The organism is Micromonospora sp. 15K316 (assembly GCF_004348525.1).
GTDB lineage: Bacteria > Actinomycetota > Actinomycetes > Mycobacteriales > Micromonosporaceae > Micromonospora.
In genome coordinates this window covers 1-3,579 of record NZ_SMKG01000355.1, presented here as the reverse complement: position 1 = coordinate 3,579, position 3,579 = coordinate 1, and the positions used below count along the sequence as shown (strand labels likewise).

Below are 3,579 nucleotides of genomic sequence, written 5' to 3'. Positions count from 1 at the left end.
GACCCCCACCCGTAAGCCACCGGCGCAGGCACCGCGCCCGCAGCCGGCCAAGACCCCGCCTCCCCGCGAGGCACGGAACGGAAGGAACAACACGATGGGCATCCGCATCACCGAGGACATGAGCCTCCAGCGGTGGGGCCGCACCCTGCGCGAAATCACCCCCTCGATCGACGAGGTCACCACGGACCTCTCCCCGATCGTGGAACGGGCCGGTGTGCTGGCCGCCGCAGTCAAGCAGCTCGCCACCTACAGCGAGAACGACCTGCCGGTGCTGAAGTCCCTCACCGCCGAGGTCGAAACCGTCGCCACCGACCTCGACGCGATCAAGGCCGAGGCCGAGGCCGTGCTCACCCGCTACCGGGCCGTGTCCGCTCGCGCCCAGGAGTTGCACGGCATGTACCAGCGGGCGCAGTTCGCCGACGAGGACCGGCTCAACGGTGTCCGCGGCTCCCGGGCGGCGGAGAAGCGCGCCGACGTGAGCTCCGCCGAGCGGGACACCTGATCGGCCCCACTGGATGACACCGACGAGCGGAAGGAGTACCACCATGAAGGAGCAGGGCAGCCGCCGCAGTGGGGCGGTATGGGTTCCGGCCTGGACGATCGCCGTGCTGGTACTGGCGGCTGTCCTGCGTCACGGCACCGTGCAAGGCGATAAGAGCTGGCTGGTGGGGATCGGCGCCGGCCTGATCGGTGCGCTCATCACCGGCATCATCACCGTCATCACCGAGCGCGGGCGGGTGCTGGTTCACCGTGTGCTGGCCGCGCTGGCGGGCGGTGGGTGGATGACGTGGGTGGCCCTGGCGGGCTGGTCGCCCGTCTCGGTCGTGCTGCTCGTCGGCTGGGCGGCGGTCCTGGCGCTGCTGGAGTGGGTGCTCGCCCCGACCGTGACCGTCGCCCAGGTCATCCGCCACGAGCAGCCGGCGGCGCAGCAGCCGGTGTTCCAGTCGCGCAGCGACGAGGAGGCGGCGTGGGAGGCGCTGCTGCGCCGCCTCACGAAGGCGAAGGTCATCGTCCGGGGCATCACCTCGTGGCCGAACCCCAACGACGGTACGAGGATTCACCTCGACCTGCCCGAGGGGCTGACGGTCAAGAAGATGTCGGAGTCGACCCTCGCCGACGACATCGCCGGAGCGGTCAAGCTGCCGCAGGGCTGCGTCGTACGGATCCTCGACGCCGCCCACCAGGGCGCGGCGATCCTCGACGTGATGACCCGCGACTGCCTCGCCGACGACCGGATGATCTCCGAACCCACCACCCCGGCGTCGATCAACGACGAGTTCGACCTGGCGACCAGCCCGCGCGGGGAAGCGATGACGGTGTGTCTGCGCCAGAAGGGCATGGTCGTCGGCGGCACCACCGGCAGCGGCAAGACCACCCTGCTGCACCGGATCATCATGTTCCTCGCCCGCTGCACCGACGCCCTCATCTGGGTGATCGACTTCAACGGTGGTGGTGTGGCGAGCATGTGGCTCGGCCCCTACGCCCGCGGCGAGGCCAAGAAGCCCACGATTGACTGGGTGGCCGAGGACGAGATCGAAGCCGCCGCCATGTGCGCTGTCCTCATCGCTGTCACCAAGGACCGCAAGACGAACCGGGAGTCGATGCGCCGCAAGCGGCGCGCCAACACCACCGTCGTGCCGGTCGACAAGGACTTCCCGGCCATCGTGATCCTCACCGACGAGGGTGGGGAGATCCGGCAGGCGATCGGCCTGCTGGCCTCCCTGGTCGACCAGTACATCGCCCGCATCGCGCAGATCGGCCGCGCCGAAGGTGCACGGGTCATCCAGTCCGTGTTGCGTGGTACCAGCGACCTGCTGGAGAAGGGTCTGCGGGCGGTGCAGGGCATCCGAATCTGCCTGCGCATGGACGAGGAAGGCGAGTACGACCACGTGCTGGGTAAGAACCCGGGCCGTGTGCGGCTGCTGCACCTTGGGTCCGCGTTCCTGTACCGCACCGACCGTGACTACCGGCCGGTCCTCGTCCGCACGGTCAACGTGGACGTCAAGTCGATCGAGCGGCACGCCATCGCCACCGCAGACCTGCGCCCGGACCTCGACCAGCGGGGCCGCCTGGTCGCCAGCCGCGTCACCGCCGCGGACGTCCTCGACGGCCGGGACCCGCGCGACCCGAAGTTCGCCGACCTGCTGGAGCACCCCGTGTTCCAGGACGTCGCCGCCGGCCTCGTCTACGAGAACCGCTGGGAGCGGAAGGCGGCGATGCTCGCGGAGCTCCGCGACGAGGATCTGCCCGAGGACGACGAACCGACCGCGCCCGCCCGGCCGGAGCCGACCGTGACCCCGGTGGCCGCGCCCGGCTCCGCGCTGGCCCGGCTCGCGCACGGCGCTGGTGTCGCCGTGGACCAGCAGCAGGCGCCGGCCGCCGAGGACGAGAAGACCCCAGTGACGGTGCCCGCGCAGCCGACCCCGCAGCAGCCGGTGCCGGTGAACGACGTGGACGCGGTCGCAGCGGCCCTACTGTCGGAGGCACACCTGGCCCTCGACGCCGACCCGGCACGCCCGGCCAGCCCGGGTGCCGAGCTGGTGCCGTTGACCGAGCCGAAGAAGGAGACGCGGGACCTGATCCGGGAGGCGCTGCGCGAGGCGTACCCGCGGATGATGACGGCGGTCGAGATCCGCACGGCGATCCGGGAGACGACTGGTAACGACGTCACCAAGCAGCGCGCCCACGAGCTGTTGACGAAGCTCGTGGGCGCGGGCGAGGTAGTGCGGGACGACACCAGGGCCGGTGGCCCGTTCTACGGGCTGGCCGTCTAGATGCCGACCGCTGCGGACAGCCTGCCGAGGGCGCTGCCCGACTCCGGGGTGACCTGGGGTCGGGCAGCGTCACGGCGAGGCGCGGGCACGGTGGGGGCGCGCAGCGCCAGCAGCCGCCGTCCCTCCGCGACCCCTTCGGTGAGGGCGTCGCGCAGGTCAGTGTCGTCGGCGCCTGCACAGGTGGCCTCGATCGCAGCGTCCCGCAGACGCTGGATCCACTGGCGGCGTTCCTGCTCGGTGTACGACATATCCACAGGATGGCATGCCCGTGCGACAGGTGTCGTCACCGGCCGGTGTGTCGGGGGTGCCAGGTGGCCGTTCGGCCGAGTGTGACCGGCCGGTCCTGGCACCGCCAGGTTGGCCGGCGGCCGGCGAACTGGGCCCCGCCGGGTGAGTTCCGCCTGTACCGGGCGTGGGGTGACCTGCCGCCGGAGACGGGCTGGCGGGCGCGGCTGCTGGGCAGGCTGCTCGGCGGCTGGCAGTACCTGCTGTACATCGGGGTGACGGAGCGGACAGCGGTCGCCCGGTGGGCTGAACACCTTGACGACAAGGACTGGGCCCCGCAGGTGGCGTGCTGGGAACGCGACCCGCGTGTGTGGGCGTCGCGGGAGGCGGTCGAGGCCGCGGAGCGGGCGGCGATTATCGCGGAGCGTCCGGTGCACAACGTCCAGCACAACCGGCCCGGGGTGGCGCGGCGACGCCGGCACCTGCCTCGGCATGTGGTGCGTGCCCGGCTGCGGGCGGCGGGGTGGCTGCTGCTGTGGTCGGTGCAGGTGGTGGTGCTGCTGGCGGTGGGGGTGGATGG

General features: G+C 71.6%; 4 protein-coding genes. 3 read left to right on the top strand and 1 reads right to left on the bottom strand.

Annotated features, from left to right (window positions below):
- On the top strand, positions 1-502 hold a 502-nt coding region (locus E1211_RS31280; RefSeq protein WP_207915586.1), incomplete at its 5' end, for a hypothetical protein.
- A gap of 43 nt (positions 503-545) precedes the next feature.
- The gene (locus E1211_RS31275; RefSeq protein WP_132353711.1) at positions 546-2,774 is read left to right on the top strand and encodes a hypothetical protein; all 2,229 of its coding nucleotides are present in this window, start codon (positions 546-548) and stop codon (positions 2,772-2,774) included.
- On the opposite strand, the gene E1211_RS31270 is transcribed toward E1211_RS31275, so the two are convergent.
- Complete coding sequence (locus tag E1211_RS31270) at positions 2,771-3,022, bottom strand: hypothetical protein (protein WP_132353709.1); 252 nt, start codon at positions 3,020-3,022, stop codon at positions 2,771-2,773. The genes E1211_RS31275 and E1211_RS31270 overlap by 4 nt on opposite strands.
- A gap of 63 nt (positions 3,023-3,085) precedes the next feature.
- On the opposite strand from E1211_RS31270, the gene E1211_RS31265 reads away from it, so the two are divergent.
- The coding region (locus E1211_RS31265; RefSeq protein ID WP_207915585.1) for a hypothetical protein at positions 3,086-3,579 on the top strand (494 nt) is incomplete at its 3' end.

Bases quoted from the DNA above. Each gene is read 5' to 3' on its own strand.
- E1211_RS31275 (WP_132353711.1), top strand. From the start codon at position 546: ATGAAGGAGCAGGGCAGCCGCCGCAGTGGGGCGGTATGGGTTCCGGCC.
- E1211_RS31270 (WP_132353709.1), bottom strand. From the start codon at position 3,022: ATGTCGTACACCGAGCAGGAACGCCGCCAGTGGATCCAGCGTCTGCGG.